The 17593-nt window shown below is 57.7% G+C and carries 17 protein-coding genes; all 17 read right to left on the reverse strand.

Features of this window, described 5'->3' with window-relative positions:
* Position 1: 1 nt before the first annotated feature.
* The gene (locus H045_RS20935) at positions 2-769 is read right to left on the reverse strand and encodes a DeoR/GlpR family DNA-binding transcription regulator (RefSeq protein WP_003233558.1); all 768 of its coding nucleotides are present in this window, start codon (positions 767-769) and stop codon (positions 2-4) included.
* Between the two features lie 168 nt (positions 770-937).
* Entirely contained in the window at positions 938-2305 is a 1368-nt protein-coding gene (gene glmU, locus H045_RS20940; RefSeq protein WP_003233560.1) for a bifunctional UDP-N-acetylglucosamine diphosphorylase/glucosamine-1-phosphate N-acetyltransferase GlmU, read from the reverse strand.
* Between the two features lie 122 nt (positions 2306-2427).
* Complete coding sequence (locus tag H045_RS20945) at positions 2428-2844, reverse strand: F0F1 ATP synthase subunit epsilon (RefSeq protein WP_003233562.1); 417 nt, start codon at positions 2842-2844, stop codon at positions 2428-2430.
* 44 nt (positions 2845-2888) lie between these two features.
* Positions 2889-4265, reverse strand: a complete 1377-nt coding sequence (gene atpD / locus H045_RS20950; RefSeq protein WP_003233564.1) for a F0F1 ATP synthase subunit beta — start codon at positions 4263-4265, stop codon at positions 2889-2891.
* A 27-nt stretch (positions 4266-4292) separates the two neighbouring features.
* A complete protein-coding gene (gene atpG / locus H045_RS20955; RefSeq protein ID WP_003233565.1) occupies positions 4293-5153 on the reverse strand; it encodes a F0F1 ATP synthase subunit gamma in 861 nt (286 codons plus the stop codon).
* A gap of 50 nt (positions 5154-5203) precedes the next feature.
* Positions 5204-6748: a F0F1 ATP synthase subunit alpha gene (atpA, locus tag H045_RS20960; RefSeq protein ID WP_003233567.1), complete on the reverse strand. Its 1545-nt coding sequence runs from the start codon at positions 6746-6748 to the stop codon at positions 5204-5206.
* A gap of 21 nt (positions 6749-6769) precedes the next feature.
* Positions 6770-7306 carry a F0F1 ATP synthase subunit delta gene (locus tag H045_RS20965; protein WP_003233569.1) on the reverse strand — a complete coding sequence of 179 codons (537 nt, stop codon included), beginning with the start codon at positions 7304-7306 and terminating at the stop codon, positions 6770-6772.
* Between the two features lie 12 nt (positions 7307-7318).
* Positions 7319-7789 carry a F0F1 ATP synthase subunit B gene (locus H045_RS20970; RefSeq protein WP_003177066.1) on the reverse strand — a complete coding sequence of 157 codons (471 nt, stop codon included), beginning with the start codon at positions 7787-7789 and terminating at the stop codon, positions 7319-7321.
* 56 nt (positions 7790-7845) lie between these two features.
* Positions 7846-8103, reverse strand: coding sequence for a F0F1 ATP synthase subunit C (atpE, locus tag H045_RS20975; protein ID WP_002555987.1), 258 nt, complete (start codon positions 8101-8103; stop codon positions 7846-7848).
* A gap of 133 nt (positions 8104-8236) precedes the next feature.
* Positions 8237-9106, reverse strand: coding sequence for a F0F1 ATP synthase subunit A (gene atpB / locus H045_RS20980; protein ID WP_015373362.1), 870 nt, complete (start codon positions 9104-9106; stop codon positions 8237-8239).
* Positions 9107-9122: 16 nt separating this feature from the next.
* Entirely contained in the window at positions 9123-9530 is a 408-nt protein-coding gene (locus tag H045_RS20985; protein WP_003177069.1) for a F0F1 ATP synthase subunit I, read from the reverse strand.
* 148 nt (positions 9531-9678) lie between these two features.
* Positions 9679-10551: a ParB/RepB/Spo0J family partition protein gene (locus H045_RS20990; protein ID WP_003233574.1), complete on the reverse strand. Its 873-nt coding sequence runs from the start codon at positions 10549-10551 to the stop codon at positions 9679-9681.
* Positions 10552-10560: 9 nt separating this feature from the next.
* Positions 10561-11358 carry a ParA family protein gene (locus H045_RS20995; protein ID WP_015373363.1) on the reverse strand — a complete coding sequence of 266 codons (798 nt, stop codon included), beginning with the start codon at positions 11356-11358 and terminating at the stop codon, positions 10561-10563.
* 18 nt (positions 11359-11376) lie between these two features.
* Positions 11377-12021, reverse strand: a complete 645-nt coding sequence (rsmG, locus tag H045_RS21000; protein WP_015373364.1) for a 16S rRNA (guanine(527)-N(7))-methyltransferase RsmG — start codon at positions 12019-12021, stop codon at positions 11377-11379.
* Positions 12018-13910 carry a tRNA uridine-5-carboxymethylaminomethyl(34) synthesis enzyme MnmG gene (gene mnmG, locus H045_RS21005; protein ID WP_003233580.1) on the reverse strand — a complete coding sequence of 631 codons (1893 nt, stop codon included), beginning with the start codon at positions 13908-13910 and terminating at the stop codon, positions 12018-12020. The genes rsmG and mnmG overlap by 4 nt, the downstream gene beginning before the upstream one ends.
* 550 nt (positions 13911-14460) lie before the next feature.
* On the reverse strand, positions 14461-15831 hold the full coding sequence (gene mnmE, locus H045_RS21010; RefSeq protein WP_003233582.1) for a tRNA uridine-5-carboxymethylaminomethyl(34) synthesis GTPase MnmE: 1371 nt from the start codon (positions 15829-15831) through the stop codon (positions 14461-14463).
* Between the two features lie 79 nt (positions 15832-15910).
* On the reverse strand, positions 15911-17593 hold the full coding sequence (gene yidC / locus H045_RS21015) for a membrane protein insertase YidC (protein ID WP_015373365.1): 1683 nt from the start codon (positions 17591-17593) through the stop codon (positions 15911-15913).

The following is a 17593-nucleotide window of genomic DNA, read 5'->3' on the forward strand; positions in this document are numbered from 1 at the left end:
CCTAGATGATTGCCGCGCATATCAGCGTGATGCCGCGGGCTTGTATCTGGTCGCGGGCCTCGAGCGGCAGGCGATCATCGGTGATGAGGGTATGGACGCTGCTCCAGGGCAGTTCCAGGTTGGGAATCTTGCGGCCGATCTTGTCGGACTCGACCATTACCACGACTTCACGGGCGACTTCGGCCATGACGCGGCTCAGGCCCAGCAGTTCATTGAAGGTAGTGGTACCGCGCTCCAGGTCGATGCCGTCGGCACCGATGAACAACTGGTCGAAGTCGTAGGAGCGCAGCACCTGCTCGGCGACCTGGCCCTGGAACGAGTCCGAGTGCGGGTCCCACGTGCCGCCGGTCATCAACAGCACCGGCTCGTGTTCCAGTTCGCTCAAGGCGCGGGCGACGTGCAGGGAGTTGGTCATCACCACCAGGCCAGGCTGGTGACCCAGCTCGGGGATCATCGCGGCGGTGGTGCTGCCGCTGTCGATGATGATGCGGGCGTGTTCGCGCAAACGCAGCACGGCGGCCCGCGCGATGGCGCGTTTGTGTGCCGAGATGGGTTGGGCGGCATCGCCCACCAGTTCCTGAGGCATGGTGATTGCCCCTCCGTAACGGCGCAGCAACAGGCCGTTACTTTCGAGGGCCGCCAGATCCTTGCGGATAGTGACTTCCGACGTTTCGAAACGTTTGGCCAACTCGTCCACGCTGACTTCGCCCTGTTCATTGAGCAAGGTCAAGATGTTGTGGCGGCGTTGAGGGGTATTTCGTTTCGACATGGTGATGATAAGTTTCGTTTCGAAAGAAGTCGAAGGCAATCAAAACCTATTGGTGAGCGTTCGTCAAGCAGTGGCCGCGATGTTTTTTAAGTCCACCATCAATCAAATGTGGGAGCTGGCAAGCCAGCTCCCACAGGAGATCGCATTCGCTGAAGAGTTGTGGATAACTCAGGTCTTGGGGAGTTTGACCGGGCGTTTCCAGCCGTCGATGTTGCGTTGGCGAGCGCGGGCTACGGCCAGCTGGGACTTGTCCACATTCTGGTTGATGGTTGAACCCGCCGCAGTGTTGGAGCCGTCGTCAATGGTGACGGGCGCGACCAGCGAGTTATTGGAGCCGATGAACACGTCCTCACCAATCGTCGTCTGGTATTTGTTGGCACCGTCGTAATTGCAGGTGATGGTGCCGGCACCGATATTGGTCCGTGCGCCGATAACGGCGTCGCCCAGGTAAGTCAGGTGACCGACCTTGGCACCTTCGCCGAGGCGAGCGTTTTTCAACTCGACGAAGTTACCCACGTGCGCCTGAGCGCCCAGCACGCTGCCAGGGCGTAGACGCGCGAACGGCCCTGCATCGCTGCCCTCGCCCATCACCGCGCCTTCGATATGGCTGTTGGCCTTGACCACCACGCCTTTGCGCAGGGTGCTGTCCTTGATTACGCAATTGGGCCCAATCACCACGTCGTCTTCGATGACCACGCGGCCTTCGAGGATCACGTTGATGTCGATCAGCACGTCGCGGCCCACGGTGACTTCACCGCGTACATCGAAACGGGCCGGGTCGCGCAAGGTGACGCCTTGAGCCATGAGTCGGCGTCCTTCGCGCAACTGATAGTGACGCTCCAGCTCTGCCAATTGCTTGCGATCGTTGGCGCCCTGCACTTCCATCGGGTCGTGGGGCTGTTCGGTGGCAACTACCAGACTGTCGCTCACGGCCATCTCGATGACGTCGGTGAGGTAGTACTCGCCCTGGGCATTGTTGTTGGACAGACGGCTCATCCAGTCCGCCAAACGGCTGGCCGGCACGGCCATGATCCCGGTGTTGCCTTCGGTGATGGCGCGTTGGGCTTCGCTGGCGTCCTTGTGTTCAACGATGGCGGCGACTTTGCCGTCGGCGTTGCGCACGATGCGTCCGTAGCCGGTGGGGTCGTCCAGCTCAACGGTGAGCAGGCCCATCTGACCAGGCACTACGTGCTTGAGCAAACGTTGCAGAGTGTCGACTTCGATCAGCGGCACGTCGCCGTAGAGGATCAGCACGGTGTCAGCGGTGATGAACGGCACTGCCTGGGCAGTGGCGTGGCCGGTGCCGAGTTGTTTGTCTTGCAACACGAAATTGAGGTCATCCGCCGCCAGACGCTCGCGCACAGCATCGGCACCGTGACCGATCACTACGTGGATGCGTTGCGGATCCAACTGCCGAGCGCTGTGGATAACATGGCCAAGCATGGAGTTGCCAGCGACCGGATGCAGCACCTTTGGCAGGGCCGAACGCATGCGTGTGCCCTGGCCTGCGGCGAGAATGACGATTTCAAGAGACATGAATGGCTACCAATCCTGGGCGGTCCGGGTTCAGACCAAAGAAGTGTTTTGCAAAAAAAGAAAAAGGGTAGCCGAGGCTACCCTTTTTAATCAATCACGCATAAGCATTACGGCGTGGCCGCTTACTTCCTACGGATCTGCTGGAGCGTCCGCAGCTGGGCTGCGGCTTCGGCCAGACGGACTGCAGCAGCGCTGTAGTCGAAGTCTGCGCCTTTTTCGTTCAGCGCCTTCTCGGCAGCCTTGACGGCTTCCTGAGCGGAGGCTTCATCCAGGTCGCCAGCACGTTGCACAGTGTCGGCAAGTACTTTGACCATGTTCGGCTGAACCTCGAGGAAACCACCAGAGATGTAAAACACCTCACGTTCCCCGCCTTGCTTGGTCAGCGTGATCGGACCTGGCTTCAAGCTGGTGATCAACGGCGCGTGGCCCATGGCAATACCCAGGTCACCGAGTTCGCCGTGTGCAATCACCATTTCTACCAGACCGGAGAAGATTTCCCCTTCCGCGCTGACGATATCGCAATGGACTGTCATAGCCATCTGATTGCCTCAACCTGATGAGCGCCCGTCGCCGGGCGCCAGGATTACAGTTTCTTGGCTTTCTCGATCGCTTCTTCGATGCCGCCGACCATGTAGAACGCTTGTTCTGGCAGGTGGTCGTAGTCACCGTTGAGGATGCCTTTGAAGCCAGCAATGGTGTCTTTCAGGGAAACGTATTTACCCGAGGCACCGGTGAAGACTTCAGCCACGAAGAACGGCTGCGACAAGAAACGCTGGATCTTACGAGCACGGTTTACCAACTGCTTGTCGGTTTCCGACAGCTCGTCCATACCCAGGATCGCAATGATGTCCTTCAGTTCCTTGTAACGCTGCAGCACGTACTGAACGCCGCGAGCGGTGTCGTAGTGCTCCTGGCCGATCACGTTCGGGTCCAGCTGGCGCGAAGTCGAGTCGAGTGGATCGACCGCCGGGTAGATACCCAGGGAAGCGATGTCACGGGACAGAACGACGGTGGCGTCCAAGTGGGCGAAGGTGGTGGCAGGCGACGGGTCGGTCAAGTCATCCGCAGGTACGTATACCGCCTGGATCGAGGTGATCGAACCTTCCTTGGTCGAAGTGATACGTTCCTGCAGAACGCCCATCTCTTCAGCCAGGGTCGGCTGGTAACCTACTGCCGAAGGCATACGGCCCAGCAGTGCGGATACTTCGGTACCGGCCAGGGTGTAACGATAGATGTTGTCGACGAACAGCAGAACGTCGTTACCTTCGTCACGGAACTTCTCAGCCATGGTCAGGCCAGTCAGTGCCACGCGCAGACGGTTACCCGGCGGCTCGTTCATCTGACCGTAAACCAATGCCACTTTGTCCAGAACGTTGGAGTCCTTCATCTCGTGGTAGAAGTCGTTACCCTCACGAGTACGCTCACCCACACCGGCGAACACGGAATAACCGCTGTGCTCGATGGCGATGTTACGGATCAGTTCCATCATGTTTACGGTCTTGCCTACACCGGCACCACCGAACAGACCGACTTTACCGCCCTTGGCGAACGGGCAAACCAGGTCGATAACCTTGATGCCGGTTTCCAGCAGGTCGTTGCCGCCCGCTTGCTCAGCGAACGAAGGTGCTGGACGGTGAATGCCCCAGCGCTCTTCGGTGTCGATCGGGCCAGCTTCGTCGATTGGATTACCCAATACGTCCATGATCCGGCCCAGGGTCGCTTTACCGACCGGTACGGAGATGGCTGCGCCGGAGTCGATAACGTCCAGACCGCGCTTCAAGCCTTCGGTGGAACCCATCGCAATGGTACGAACCACGCCGTCGCCCAGCTGCTGCTGAACTTCCAGGGTGGTTTCCGCGCCTTGTACTTTCAGCGCGTTGTAGATGCTCGGTACGCTGTCGCGTGGGAATTCCACGTCGATAACGGCGCCGATGATTTGAACGATACGTCCGCTACTCATAGCTGGATCCTCTGAATATTTGAACCGTTAAACCGCGGCAGCGCCGCCGACGATTTCCGAGATCTCTTGGGTGATCGCAGCCTGACGCGCCTTGTTGTAGATCAGCTGCAAATCGCTGATCAGATCACCGGCGTTATCGGTAGCGTTTTTCATCGCGATCATCCGCGCCGCTTGTTCAGCTGCGTTGTTCTCGACCACCGCCTGGTACACCTGCGACTCCACGTAGCGCACCATCAAGCCGTCAAGCAGCTCTTTGGCGTCTGGTTCGTAGAGGTAGTCCCAGTGGTGCTTGAGTTCCTGATCCGGAGTCGCCACCAGTGGAATCAATTGCTCCACGGTCGGCTGCTGGGTCATGGTGTTGATGAACTTGTTGGATACCACGGAGAGGCGGTCAATCCGGCCTTCCAGGTATGCATCGAGCATCACCTTCACACTGCCGATCAAATCGTTGATCGACGGTTCTTCACCCAGGTGGCTGATAGCTGCAACGACGTTACCGCCGAAGTTGCGGAAAAAGGCCGCACCCTTGCTACCCACCACACACAGATCAATCTCGACGCCGTTTTCGCGGTTTACCGCCATGTCCTTGACCAGGGCCTTGAACAGGTTGGTATTCAGACCACCGCACAAACCACGGTCACTGCTCACTACCACATAACCCACACGCTTAACGGCGCGGTCGATCATGAACGGGTGGCGGTATTCCGGGTTGGCGTTGGCCAGATGCCCAATTACCTGGCGGATACGCTCCGCATAAGGACGGCTGGCAGCCATGCGCATTTGTGCCTTGCGCATTTTGCTCACCGCCACTTTTTCCATGGCGCTGGTAATCTTTTGCGTGCTTTTGATGCTCGCAATCTTACTGCGAATCTCTTTTGCGCCTGCCATGTAACACCTATCAGGTTAGCAAGCGGGAGCCTCGCGGCTCCCGCTGCGGCTTACCAGGTTTGGGTGGCCTTGAACTTCTCGATACCGGCTTTCATGCCAGCGTCGATATCGTCATTGAAGTCACCCTTCACGTTGATCTTCGCCATCAATTCGGCGTGATCGCGGTTGAAGTAAGCAATCAGCGCTTGTTCAAAGCTGCCGACCTTGGCGATTTCAACGTCGGTCAGGAACCCACGCTCAGCGGCATACAGCGACAACGCCATGTCAGCGATCGACATAGGGGCGTATTGCTTCTGCTTCATCAGCTCGGTAACGCGCTGACCATGCTCAAGTTGCTTGCGGGTCGCTTCGTCCAGGTCAGAAGCGAACTGGGCGAATGCCGCCAGTTCACGGTACTGAGCCAGAGCGGTACGGATACCACCGGAGAGCTTCTTGATGATCTTGGTCTGAGCGGCACCACCCACACGGGATACCGAAACACCGGCGTTCACTGCAGGACGGATCCCGGAGTTGAACATGGCCGATTCCAGGAAGATCTGACCGTCGGTGATGGAAATCACGTTGGTCGGAACGAACGCGGAAACGTCGCCAGCCTGGGTTTCGATGATCGGCAGTGCGGTCAGGGAACCGGTTTTGCCGGTCACTGCGCCGTTGGTGAACTTCTCTACGTACTCTTCGGAAACGCGCGATGCGCGCTCCAGCAGACGGGAGTGGAGATAGAACACGTCGCCTGGGTAAGCTTCACGGCCTGGTGGACGGCGCAGCAGCAGGGAAATCTGGCGGTAAGCCACTGCTTGCTTGGACAGATCGTCATAAACGATCAGCGCGTCTTCACCGCGGTCGCGGAAGAATTCACCCATGGTGCAACCGGAGTACGGTGCCAGGAATTGCAGCGCAGGAGATTCCGAAGCACTGGCAGCCACGATGATCGTGTTGGCCAGGGCGCCGTTTTCTTCCAGCTTGCGAACCACGTTGGCGATGGTCGATTGCTTCTGACCAATGGCGACGTAGACGCAGAAAATGCCGCTGTTCTTCTGGTTGATGATCGCGTCGATCGCCAGAGCGGTTTTACCGATCTGACGGTCACCGATGATCAGCTCACGCTGGCCACGGCCGACCGGGATCATGGCATCGACAGCCTTGTAGCCAGTCTGTACAGGCTGGTCTACCGACTTACGCCAGATCACGCCTGGAGCAACTTTCTCGACCGCGTCGGTCAAGGTGTTGCCCAGTGGACCTTTGCCATCAACAGGGTTACCCAGTGCGTCGACTACGCGGCCCAGCAGTTCCTTACCAACCGGAACTTCCAGGATGCGGCCTGTGCACTTGGCGCTCATGCCTTCGGCCAGACTGGTGTAAGCGCCCAATACAACGGCACCTACGGAGTCTTGCTCCAGGTTGAGGGCCATACCGTAGACGCCGCCCGGAAACTCGATCATCTCGCCGTACATGACGTCGGCCAGACCGTGAATCCGCACGATGCCGTCAGATACGCTGACGACAGTGCCTTCGTTACGGGCTTGGGAGGTCACATCGAGCTTGTCGATGCGGCCCTTGATAATTTCACTTATTTCGGAAGGATTGAGTTGCTGCATTGCTCTGCTGCCCCTTCAAACTCAAGATTTCAATGCTTCGGCAAGGCTCGCGAGTTTGCCGCGAACCGAGCCATCGATAACCAGGTCGCCGGCGCGAATGACAATGCCCCCAATGAGGGACCTGTCTTCCGCAACTTGCAGGCGCACTTCCCGGTCGAGTCGTGCACTGAGAACCTTGGCGAGTTTGTCTTGCTGTTCTTGGTTCAATGCGAAAGCACTGGTGACTTCAACGTCTACCGATTTCTCTTGTTCGGCCTTGTACAGGTCGAACAGAGCGGCGATCTCCGGCAAAAGCGGGAGACGGTCGTTTTCGGCAACGACGTTGATGAAGTTCTGCACTTTCACATCAAACTTGTCGCCGCACACTTCAATAAAAGTGGCGGCCTTGTCTGCGCTCGTCAGGCGCGGGGCCTTGAGCACGCGCTGCATGGTGTCATCTTGCGACACTGCTGCAGCCAGGCCGAGCATGGCTGACCAAGAGGCCAGTTGCTGGTGGGCCTGGGCGTGCTCGAAGGCTGCCTTAGCGTAAGGTCGAGCCAACGTGGTCAGTTCTGCCATGATCGCCCTCGCTTAAATTTCAGCAGCCAGTTTGTTAACCAGCTCCGCGTGCGCGTTTTGATCGATTGTGGCACCGAGGATCTTCTCCGCACCGCCGACCGCCAGAGCACCCAGTTGGGCACGCAGCGCGTCTTTGACGCCGTTCAGTTCCTGTTCGATCTCGGCATGAGCCGAAGCCTTCACACGGTCAGCTTCGACGCGGGCTTTTTCAACAGCCTCTTCGACGATCTGGTTACCGCGCTTCTTGGCTTGCTCAATGATTTCAGCTGCCTGTGCTTTAGCTTCGCGCAGTTGATGACCCACTTTCTCTTGGGCCAACTCCAGGTCGCGAGCTGCACGGCTGGCAGCGTCCAAACCATCCGCGATCTTCTTCTGACGTTCGTGCAAAGCCGCGATGACCGGAGGCCACACGAACTTCATGCAAAACACTACAAAAATGAAGAACGCAACGGATTGGCCAATCAGGGTTGCATTAATGTTCACGCCAACACCTCGCTCATTCGTTGTCCATCACTCCAATCACTCGAAAAGTCGAGTGATCAGCCAGCGAGTTGACCAACGAAGGGGTTCGCGAAGGTGAAGAACAGAGCGATACCAACGCCGATCATGGTCACGGCGTCGAGCAGGCCGGCAACGATGAACATCTTAACTTGCAGCATTGGAACCATTTCTGGCTGACGCGCTGCGCCTTCCAGGAATTTGCCGCCCAGCAGGCCGAAACCAATGGCAGTACCCAGGGCGCCCAGGCCGATCAACAGTGCAACAGCGATAGCGGTTAGACCAACTACAGTTTCCATCTTTCCTCCCGACTTTTACGTCGTATGGTTTAGGTTTTTTAGATTTTAAAGCGGTAAAACAAATCGTTTCATAGCCCGTGGGGGCCACCTTCCCGTTTTACCGGGAAGGACATCAGACTGGCCGAGGCTGGTCTTAATGGTTCTCTTCGTGCGCCATCGACAGGTAGACGATGGTCAGCATCATGAAGATAAAGGCCTGCAGGGTAATGATCAGGATGTGGAACACAGCCCACGCCCACTGCAGAACGACGCCCAGGCCGCTAAGCCAGAGCAGACCACTGCCGAACATCACAGCGATCAGAATGAACACCAACTCGCCGGCATACATGTTGCCGAACAGTCGCAGCGCCAGGGAAATCGGCTTGGCGATCAGGGTGACGAATTCCAGCAGGAAGTTCACCGGGATCAGCAGGGCTTGAACGAAGATATTCTTGCTGCCGAACGGGTGCAGGGTCAGCTCGCCGATGAAGCCGCCGATGCCCTTGACCTTGATGCTATAGAAAATGATCAACGCGAACACCGACAGGGCCATGCCCAGGGTAGCGTTCGGGTCTGTGGTGGAAACGGCACGGAATGGAATGTGCGCATCACCGGAGATCAGGATGGCCAACTGAGGAATCCAGTCGACCGGAATCAGGTCGATGGCGTTCATCAGGAAGACCCAGACGAAGATGGTCAGCGCCAGCGGTGCAATCACCGGGCTACGGCCATGGAAGCTGTCTTTCACGCTGCCATCGACGAACTGGACCAATACTTCAACGAAGTTCTGCAAGGCACCTGGCTGACCGGAAGTCGCCTTTTTTGCCGCCATGCGGAAAATCAGGACAAAGATCAGACCCAGTGCGACAGACCAGCCGAGCGTATCGACGTGGAAAGCCCAGAAACCCATCTCTTTGGCTTCTGCTGCGGTGTGGGCGAAGCCCCAGCCGCCGTTGGGAAGCTGACCGAAGGTCAGGTTCTGCAAGTGGTGCTGGATATAGCCCGAAGCGGTTGTTTCTGCCATGGTTGCCTCAAACGCCCTAAGGTTTCGAAAGTCTTGTTTTCATTAGCAGGGGAGCGAACCAGCTGACCAGTTGGGTCAACACGAAGACGCCGAATACAGCCAGCGGCGCCAATGGCTTCACACCTGCAAAGGTCAGTGCGAACAGCACTGCCGTCAAAATCAGTTTGCCCGCCTCGCCGGCATAAAATGACCGGACGATAGCCTGGGCTGCTCGGGCGCCGGAAAACCGAAAGGCCCTGTGAGCAAAATACATATTGGGCAGCAAGGCTATCAGGCCTCCGCAAAGTCCTGAATACCCGGCTACGACTCCATGCCCATACCAAAGCGCCAATGCGGCGATCAGCAGGATGACAAATTGAGCCAATAAAACCGGAAAAACGGCCAAGCGATGGAACGGCAACGTGTTTGGCGTGCGGGTTTCCATCACTCTTGCTCCTCAATGGTCGGCTGCCGCAAATCAATAACTTGGCATAATTTGTGCCGACAAAATGCGCGCAGAGTATAGGGGCGGTTCTGCCCCTATTCAACTGCCGGGTAGTGATTTCCGATCACACGCTACATGAGTAAATGTTTCAGCGAATGTGGGCAAGGACACCTTGAAGCTCATCGAGCGAGTTATATCCGATAACCAATTGCCCTTTGCCCTTCTTGCCGTGTCGAATTTGTACCGCAGAGCCCAGGCGCTCGGCCAGGCGCTGCTCGAGCCGGGCGATATCCGGGTCGGCCTTGGGTGTTTCGACCGCTGCCGGCTTGCCGCTGAGCCACTGGCGAACCAGGGCTTCGGTCTGGCGCACAGTAAGGCCTCGTGCGACAACGTGTCGCGCCCCTTCAACCTGTTGATTTTCCGGTAAACCGAGCAAGGCACGGGCGTGGCCCATTTCCAGGTCGCCGTGGGACAACATGGTCTTGATCACTTCCGGCAGCGCAATCAGGCGCAACAGGTTGGACACGGTCACTCGGGATTTACCCACCGCCTCGGCCACTTGCTGCTGGGTCAGCTGGAATTCCTGCTGCAAACGCTGCAAGGCGATCGCCTCTTCAATCGGATTGAGGTCTTCACGCTGGATGTTCTCGATCAATGCCATGGCGATAGCGGTTTCATCCGGCACATCGCGCACCATCGCCGGGATGGTGTCCTTGCCGGCCTGCTGGCTGGCACGCCAGCGACGTTCGCCGGCGATGATTTCAAAGCGGCCACCACCAATCGGGCGCACCACAATCGGCTGCATCACGCCCTGGGCCTTGATCGAGTTCGCCAGTTCTTCCAGCGCCTGTGGGTCCATGTCGCGCCGTGGCTGATATTTGCCACGCTGGATCAGGTCCAGGGGCAGGTGCTGCAGCTCACGCTCGTCGGCCTGCACCGCTTGTTCTTCAAGCGATGTGACGGTCGGACCACTCAGGAGTGCATCCAGTCCACGTCCGAGACCTCGTTTCTTGACGGCCATGGGGATTCCTTAAGTTGGCTGGGCAGCAGCGGTGCGTGAGTTGCGGCGTTGACGGCGGACCATCTCGCCGGCCAACGCCAGATAAGCGATGGCACCGCGCGATGATTTGTCGTACGCCAGCGCCGGCATGCCGTAGCTCGGGGCTTCGGCCAAACGGATGTTACGTGGGATCACCGTGTCGTACAGCTGCTCGCCAAAGTGTTCCTTGAGCTGGGCAGACACATCGTTCATCAGGCTCAGGCGCGGGTCGAACATGGTGCGCAGCAGCCCTTCGATCTGAAGGTTCGGATTGAGCAGCTCAGCGATGCGCTTGATGTTATCCACAAGGTCGCTCAACCCTTCCAGCGCGTAGTACTCGCACTGCATGGGGATGATTACCCCGTCAGCTGCCACCAGCGCGTTGAGCGTGAGCATCGACAGCGACGGTGGGCAGTCGATCAGAATGTAATCGTAATTCTCACGAATCGGCGCCAGGGCACTGCGCAGACGGCTTTCCTTCATCTGCATTTCCAGCAGCACCACCTCCGCCGCTGTTAAATCGCGGTTGGCCGGCAGCAGTTGATAACCGCCATGCTCGGAATAGTGCATGGCCTGGGTCAGGTCGCACTCGCCGATCAGCAAGTCGTAGACCGAGTTTTCCAGGCCGTGTTTATCCACACCGCTACCCATGGTGGCGTTGCCCTGTGGATCGAGATCGATCAACAGCACGCGGCGCTTGGTCGCGACCAGCGATGCTGCGAGGTTGATGCAGGTGGTGGTCTTGCCCACGCCACCCTTCTGGTTCGCTATCGCGAATACCTTAGCCATTCTTGCTTGTGTTCCCAATCATGCCGTGCGGCGCAGTATCAGCAGATGGCGTTGGCCTTGGCAACCGGGTACGGCCAAGGCGTGTTCGCTATCGAGGTGGAAGTCCGCCGGCAATGCTAACAGCTCATCGCTTGGATGGACGCCCTTCATTGCCAGCCAGCGCGTATCGACGTCGCCCAGATGGCGGGTCCAGTTGCTGAAGTTCTCCATGCTGCTGAACGCCCGGGAAACAATTCCGTTGAATGGCTGTTCAGGCGTGAAGGCTTCGACGCGGCTGTGGATAACCTGGAGGTTGTCCAACTTGAGTTCAAGTTTGACCTGAGTGAGGAAGCGGGTCTTCTTGCCGTTGCTGTCCAGGCAGGTGACCTGCGACTCGGGAAACAGGATGGCCAGCGGAATGCCGGGCATGCCGCCGCCACTGCCTACGTCGAGCCAGCGTCCGTTTTCGATGAATGGCATCACGCTCAGACTGTCGAGCAAATGACGCGACACCATCTCGTCGGGATCACGTACCGCTGTGAGGTTGTACGCCTTATTCCATTTGATCAACAGGGCCAGGTAGCCCAGCAGCAAGTCGTGCTGGGCCTGGGTCAGGTCAACGCCCAACTGGCGTGCACCTGTGGATAACTCTTCGGCGTGTTGCGAGGTGACCAACGAACTCAAGCGCTTTGCTCCAACTGACGGCCCGCGCCGCGTTTTTTCAAATGAATCATCAACAGCGAAATGGCTGCCGGAGTGACACCAGGAATGCGTGACGCCTGCCCCAGGGTTTCCGGCCGAGTTATCCCCAACTTGCCCTGAATTTCCTTGGACAGCCCGGAAATCCCGGTGTAGTCGATATCCACAGGCAGTTTGGTGTTCTCGCTGGCGCGCAGGCGAGCGATTTCGTCCTGCTGGCGATCGATGTAGCCGGCGTACTTGGTCTTGATCTCGACCTGCTCGGCGACCTGCGGGTCTTCTGCGCCCTGGCCGGTCACTTCGACCAGGCCTGCGTAGTCAATTTCCGGACGCGACAGCAGGTTGAGCAAGTTGTACTCATGGGTCAGCGGCGTGCCGAATTTTTCGGCAATCGCATCGCCCTGCTCGGTGCCCGGGCGAACCCAGGTGCTTTTCAAACGTTGTTCTTCGAGCGCAATGCTTTCGCGTTTTTTGCAGAACGCGGCCCAACGCGCATCATCGACCAAGCCCAGCTCGCGGCCTTTTTCAGTCAGGCGCAGGTCTGCATTGTCTTCACGCAGGATCAGACGGTATTCAGCCCGGGAGGTGAACATCCGGTACGGTTCCTGAGTGCCCAGGGTAATCAGGTCGTCAACCAGCACACCGATATACGCCTCATCGCGACGCGGGCACCAGCTGTCCTTGCCTTGCGCACGCAGTGCCGCGTTGGTCCCGGCCAGCAAACCCTGGGCGCCGGCTTCTTCGTAACCGGTGGTGCCGTTGATTTGCCCAGCAAAAAAAAGACCGCCAATCACTTTGGTTTCCAAGCTGTATTTCAGGTCACGCGGGTCGAAGTAGTCGTACTCGATGGCGTAGCCCGGGCGCACGATGTGTGCGTTTTCCATGCCGCGAATCGACTGCACGATCTGGATTTGCACGTCGAACGGCAGGGAGGTGGAAATCCCGTTCGGGTACAGCTCGTGGGTGGTCAAGCCTTCGGGCTCGATGAAGACCTGGTGGCTTTCCTTGTCGGCAAAGCGGTGGATCTTGTCTTCGATCGACGGGCAATACCGCGGGCCGATGCCTTCGATCACGCCGGAGTACATCGGCGAGCGATCCAGGTTGGCCGCGATTATTTCGTGGGTGCGCGCATTGGTGTGAGTGATCCAGCAGCTCACCTGTTTCGGGTGCTGCGCCTTGGAACCCATGAACGACATCACCGGGATCGGGGTATCACCGGCCTGTTCTGTCATCACCGAAAAATCCACGGAACGCCCGTCGATACGCGGCGGGGTCCCGGTTTTCAGGCGACCGACACGCAGCGGCAATTCACGCAGACGTTTAGCCAGGGCAATCGAGGGCGGATCACCCGCGCGCCCACCGGAATAGTTCTGCATGCCGATGTGGATAAGTCCGCCAAGGAACGTGCCGGTGGTCAGTACCACCGATTCTGCGAAGAAACGCAGACCCATTTGGGTAACAACGCCTTTCACCACGTCCTGTTCGACGATCAGATCATCGGCCGCCTGTTGAAATATCCACAGGTTCGGCTGGTTTTCCAGGGTTTCACGTACTGCCGCCTTGTACAGGATGCGGTCAGCCTGCGCCCGGGTGGCACGCACCGCCGGGCCCTTGCGGCTGTTGAGCACGCGAAATTGAATACCACCCTTGTCGGTAGCCATGGCCATGACGCCGCCAAGGGCATCGATTTCCTTGACCAGATGGCTTTTGCCGATGCCGCCAATGGCGGGGTTGCAACTCATGGCACCGAGGGTTTCCACGTTGTGCGTGAGCAGCAGGGTTTTAACGCCCATGCGTGCTGACGCCAGTGCTGCCTCGGTACCGGCATGACCGCCGCCGATGACGATCACTTCAAAACGGGAAGGGAAATCCACCACGCACCTCGTGCCTGCTTATGTAGGTAATCAGGAATTGTTGGTTAAAAGAGTTTTCGAGCTTGGCGGCAAGTATAGGGACTTAGCCTTCCCTAAAGAACCCTTTGCACAAAATTCAACCAGCTGTGGATGAATCACGGACAATAGAAATTAAAAGAGAGAAATTTATTAAATCTTTGTTTTTATGTTTATTTCTACTGAGCCTGTTTTCTGTGGATAGATCGCTACAGACCTTTATTTACAATGTGTACAGCGATTCAAAAGTCTGTGGTCATGTACCAATGAGGCCCTTGGATAACTGGGCTAAGGCTGTGGATTAAACAGCAGGTTATCCACAGAGGGCTTTTTCATCAGCTTTTGAGGCCTGTTATCAACTGGGCACAGGGCCGGTTATTCACAGGGCTTAATCCACAGAAATGCACCTCGAAGCGCAAATAGCGCCCACGAAGATGCCGTGCTCATCGATAAAAAATTCAGATTTTGATAGGGCGTGCTCTGAAACGAGCGAAGCAGACAGGCGCGAATGGCCTGTCTGGAATCGGTGGACGGTTTATTTACCGATGCAAAAGCTGGAGAAGATCCGTCCGAGTAAGTCATCTGAGCTGAAGGCGCCGGTGATCTCACCCAACAGCTGCTGCGCTTGACGCAAGTCCTCCGCCAGCAGCTCACCGGCGCCTGCCAGGGTCAGCTGTGCCCGGCCGTGCTCCAACGCCGCGCTGGCATGGCGCAGCGCCTCCAGATGCCTGCGGCGCGCGCTGAAGCTGCTTTCCGAGGTCTGTTCGTAGCCCATGCAGGCTTTGAGGTGATCACGCAGCAGTTCCAGGCCAGCACCCGATGACTTTGCACTCAGGCTTATGGTGACGTGGCCATCCGCGCTGGTCTCCATTGCAATGGCTTCGCCCGTGAGATCCGCCTTGTTCCGGATCAAGGTGACTTTGGCCGGGTCCGGCCGTTGCTCGAGGAATTCGGGCCACAAGGCAAAAGGATCCACAGCCTCCGGTGCGGTGGCATCCACGACCAGCAACACGCGGTCCGCTTCGCCGATCGCCTTGAGCGCCCGTTCCACACCGATCTTTTCCACCTGGTCGTCGGTGTCGCGCAGCCCGGCAGTATCCACCACATGCAATGGCATCCCATCGATGTGGATATGTTCGCGCAGGATATCCCGTGTAGTACCGGCAATCTCGGTGACGATGGCAGCTTCACGCCCTGCGAGTGCATTGAGCAGGCTCGACTTACCGGCATTGGGACGCCCGGCAATAACCACCGTCATGCCGTCGCGCAGCAAGGCGCCCTGCCCGGCTTCGCGCAATACTGTGGATAACTCGTCACGCACTTTATCCAGCATCGCCAGAACGTGGCCGTCGGCAAGGAAGTCGATTTCTTCTTCAGGAAAATCAATCGCTGCCTCAACGTAGATACGCAGGCTGATCAGTTGCTCGGTCAAGTTATGCACACGCAGGGAGAAAGCGCCCTGCAGCGAGCGCAAGGCGTTCCGCGCAGCTTGTGCGGAACTGGCCTCTATCAGGTCGGCAATCGCTTCAGCCTGGGCCAGGTCAAGCTTGTCATTGAGAAATGCACGTTCGCTGAACTCGCCCGGGCGAGCCAGACGGCAACCCAGCTGCAGGCAACGTTGCAGCAGCATATCCAGTACCACCGGACCGCCATGTCCTTGCAGCTCCAGGACATCTTCACCGGTGAATGAGTTGGGCCCCGGGAAGTAGAGCGCCAGGCCTTCATCGAGGACGCTTTTGTCAGCGTCAAGAAACGGACCGTAATGGGCATAGCGCGGTTTCAGCTCGCGGCCACTGATTAGCTGCGCCGCCCTGCCGGCAAGCGGCCCGGAAATTCGAACGATACCGACACCGCCTCGACCTTGAGCGGTCGCAACGGCAGCGATGGTTTCACGAGGAGCGCTCATCAGCAGGTTCCAGGATAAAAATGACGGAAAGCAAAACGCCCCACTAGGGGGCGTCTTGAGTGGTTACCCACAGAGTAAATTACGCTTCGGCTTTTTTGGTAGCCGCTTCGATTTTACGAGTGATGTACCACTGTTGAGAGATCGACAACACGTTGTTGACCACCCAGTACAGCACCAGACCAGCCGGGAACCACAGGAAGAAGAAGGTGAAGATGATTGGCATCATTTTCATGACCTTGGCCTGCATCGGGTCCGGCGGTGTCGGGTTCAAGCGCTGCTGGATGAACATGGTCGCGCCCATGATGATCGGCAGGATAAAGAACGGGTCTTTGATCGACAGGTCGGTTATCCACAGTATGAACGGCGCCTGACGCATTTCGACGCTTTCCAGGAGCACCCAATACAGCGACAGGAATACTGGCATCTGCACAAGAATCGGCAAGCATCCACCCAGCGGGTTGATCTTCTCTTTCTTGTACAGCTCCATCATGGCCTGCGACATTTTCTGCCGGTCATCACCATGTTGCTCTTTCAGAGCAGCCAGCTTCGGCGCCACGGCACGCATGCGCGCCATCGACTTGTAGCTGGCGGCAGACAGAGGGAAGAAGATCCCTTTGATCAGCATGGTCAGGAAGATGATCGAGAAGCCCCAGTTACCCACAATGCTGTGGATATGTTGCAGCAGCCAGAAAATCGGCTGAGCAATGAACCACAGGATGCCGTAGTCCACCGTTAGTTCCAGACCTGGGGACAACTCTTTGAGCACAGCCTGGCTTTTCGGACCGGCGTACAGGGTAGCGCTGGTTTCAGCCTTGGCACCTGGCGCCACGGTCAACGCCGGGCCGGTAAAGCCGATGATGTAATTGCCCTGACTGTCCTTGCGCGTCTGAACCAGGTTGGCTTCAGCCTTGTTCGGGATCCAGGCGGTCACAAAGTAGTGTTGCAGCCAGGCTACCCAGCCACCCTGGACGTTTTCTTTCAGCGCGCCCTTGTCGATATCTTTCATCGACACTTTTTTGTACGGCTCACCACTTGTCCACAGGGCTGCGCCCAGGTATGTCGCGGTGCCGGTGGCGGTGCTGGAAGAAGGATCGGAGCTGCCATCACGCTTGAGCTGGGCAAACAGGTTGCCGGTCCACGGTTTGGCACTTTCGTTGTCGATCAGGTAAGTGACCTTCAAGTCATACAGACCGCGGGTAAAGCTGAAGCGCTTGATGTAGTTGACGCCGTCGAGGCTGAATTTCAGATCGACATTCAACTGATTCTGGCCATCGGCCAGTTGATAACTCTTCTGTTCGGTCGAATAAACCGGACGACCGGTAGCACGTGCATCCGGACCGTTGGTACCGGTCAGGCCGCTTTGTGCCAGATAGGTACGTTCACCACCGTTATCGAACAGTTGGAACGGCACTTCCGGATGGTCTTGGCGACGTGGATACAGCGGCAGTTTCAACTGCGCGATATCACCACCTTGTGGGTCGATAGCCAGGTCGAGCACATCCGTTTTCACGTGGATGAGGTCTTTGTTGGTGACCACTGGCGTTTCTAGAGGTGCGGCGGTCTCGCCATTCGCGCTGGGAACATCGGCACTCGCGGACGCATTGTTACCCAGCGGGGTGTCCGGAATAGCCGGCGCAGCCTGATTGGTAGCAACATTCTGAGTCGGCAGGGCAGCCTGGCCATAGTCCTGGTTCCACTTAAGGACCATGACGTAGGACACGATTGCCAGGGCGACGATCAGGATCGTGCGTTTAATATCCAT

The sequence above is a fragment of the Pseudomonas poae RE*1-1-14 genome, from assembly GCF_000336465.1.
Lineage (GTDB): Bacteria > Pseudomonadota > Gammaproteobacteria > Pseudomonadales > Pseudomonadaceae > Aquipseudomonas > Aquipseudomonas poae.